The sequence below is a fragment of the Psychrobacillus sp. genome (assembly GCF_056205495.1).
On the sequence record NZ_JBAEAP010000186.1, the window covers coordinates 1 to 2,522 of the forward strand.

At 37.8% G+C, this 2,522-nt stretch carries 3 protein-coding genes; 1 reads left to right on the top strand and 2 read right to left on the bottom strand.

Going from position 1 to position 2,522, the window contains the following annotated elements:
• Positions 1-365: C39 family peptidase (locus AC06OU_RS05550; RefSeq protein WP_475854503.1), on the bottom strand; the 365-nt coding region annotated here is incomplete at its 3' end.
• Positions 366-636: 271 nt separating this feature from the next.
• On the opposite strand from AC06OU_RS05550, the gene AC06OU_RS05555 reads away from it, so the two are divergent.
• Positions 637-1,893 (top strand): GNAT family N-acetyltransferase, encoded by a 1,257-nt coding sequence (locus tag AC06OU_RS05555; RefSeq protein ID WP_475854505.1) that lies wholly within the window; start codon positions 637-639, stop codon positions 1,891-1,893.
• A gap of 97 nt (positions 1,894-1,990) precedes the next feature.
• Here the strand turns inward: AC06OU_RS05555 and AC06OU_RS05560 are convergent.
• On the bottom strand, positions 1,991-2,522 hold a 532-nt coding region (locus tag AC06OU_RS05560), incomplete at its 5' end, for an STAS domain-containing protein (protein ID WP_475854507.1).

Below are 2,522 nucleotides of genomic sequence, written 5' to 3' on the forward strand. Positions count from 1 at the left end.
AATGGTACCCAGTGGTAGGAAAAAGAGAATTTCTGTTTCCATTTAAAAGAAAAATATTTATCAAACTTTAATGCCACTGGTCTACCTTGTTGTAGCTCACCTAACGACTCCTCTATGGAGCATTTTTGGATTGTCCAACCAGGACCAAGAAGCTTTCTTAAATGCCTAATAAATCGATATGTAAACAACCCGATTTTTGTTCCTTTTAAATGTTTATACAAATCGTTAGGAAAGTAGGAGTGGTTCGGTAAAAGATAGTTTAGGAGCACGTATACTGTGACCGGTCCACATGCAGAAGATTGTAGCTTTGGATTAATGGAAGCATCGTACTGAGAAAAACCTTTAACCGGCAACTGGATTTTCAAGTTAATTCTCCTTTCTGGTTACTATATATAGTACGTTTATATTACCCTAAAAGTTTTTACTAAAAGCATTAAATTAAGTTAATTTCCTAAATAATGTTTTCCATTTTAAACACGAACAATTATGATTGAATGCGGCATGAGAGACAAGGCGTAGAAATAAGACTTGTGTATCAGTCGTTAGCAGAACGGTTTCCAGTAGCTAAAATCAATTATTGTTCGTGTTTTTTATATAAATAGCAATTCTAATTTAATTACTAAGGGGATGGATGGTTTGATTAGAGTACTAGAGGAAAAGGATTTTGAGGCAGCAGCTGACCTAGCGTCTATGGCATATCCAGGAATGGGCATTCAGTCAGAGGAAAAGAAGAAGGAATATGAGGAAAGACTGAAACGAGAGCAAAGGGAAGAAAACGGCATTCTTTTCTATGGAAGCTTTAACGCAAAAGAAGAATTAGTAGGAATCTACCGACGAAGTGATTTTGAATGTAATATTAATGGTGAGTTTCAACGTCTATTTGGGATAGGCATGGTGGCAGTACATATTTTACATAAGAAGGAAAAGGTCGCTTTTGAGCTGTTGAACCATTTTCACCAAGAGGCAAGAAAGGAAAATGTTGCACTTGTTGCTCTATATCCTTTTAGCTCTAGTTTTTACCGCAAAATGGGCTATGGCTACGGACCATTAAAGTACGAGTTTAGGATAAAACCAGGTGCTTTAAATAGTAATGGACAGAAGGACCTTGTAGAGCTGTTATCTCCTACAGATGTAGAAGAAATTACAGTCTTATATAACAACTTCGCCCAAATGAATCATGGTATGATCAAGCGGACTTGGAGTGAGCGTCAGCATATTAAAAATGCAGCATCTCGTTACGTGGGGGTCAGAGAAGACGGCAAGCTGATTGGAGCATTGGCTTTTACCCTTCAGCCAGTGAAGGATAGTCACTTCCTGCATCAAAATATGATCATTCATGAGTGGGTATGGAGTAATCAGAAGGGCTTTAAGCAGCTAGAGGCATGGGTTCATTCCCAGCAGGATCAAGTAGATCGAATAATATATGGAACGAATAATCCAGCTTTTGTCTATAGCTTAAACAATCCACCAAATGACTCTAATCATTTAATTCCTAGTGTTTATCATGAGGTGGCTACCACCGGCTCAGGTTTAATGTACCGGATTTCAGATATACCACTCTTTTTTAAGCAGATGCACTTTCAAGCACTTCGCAAGCCAGCCGGCCAACCAGAAATTATTGTGAAGGTTGAAGACACCTTTATCGAGGAGCAGTCCGGCTTTTATAAGCTTTCATTTTTGGGTGAAGAATGGTTTATTGAAAAAGTAGGAGAGGATATCGGTCAGTTGAACATCGAAATAGGAATTAAAGATTTAAGTGCATGGTGGATGGGCTGTGTATCGATTAAGGATTTGGATAGCTATGGTGAGGTAGTAGTGAAGGGGTGTAGCCCAGAGGATTTAGATGACTGGTTTAAGCCAAGAAAAGCACCGATTTGCATGACAAATTTTTAAGTTAACATGATAAAAAAGACAAAGGGAGATGCGAGAACAATTTCTCGTTTCCTTTGTCGCTAGAAAAAAGGTTTAGGAGAAATCCCTAATCCTTTTTTTATTTAGAAGCGATTGTTTTATTGGATTCTTGCAGTAGGCGGCTCAATGCTTCTCGGAAATTTTTATATGTTTCGATATTAACATGTAGATCTGCATGGACAATTTCTCGAATAAATTTTGGGTTAAAGCCAACATAGATTGGACGGATTCCCATTAAACGAAGAGAGCTATTCAGTCGGGATATAGAAATGGCCAATTCATTGTAATCGAATTCCTCAATATGCTCCACAGTTACCCCGGTAAAATCGAAAATAGCGTGTTCTACTTCTTTATGCTCGCCAATATATTGTAGTGTTTCCGTCTCAATATTTTCAAAGCGTTCCTTATACATATAGCCGGCAATCGGCATCAAAATTGTTTTAGGCACAATAGATGGAATGATTGGGGTGGACATTGCTTTTATAATTCGTTCATAGTAAGCGACTTTCTCTTTTAATTCCAGAATTTCGTTTTCTTGCGACAAATATAACACCTCTGTTTTTCTTATTATGGTAAGAAAGTAGAAGAGGACTGTCATTAAGAGCAGTCCT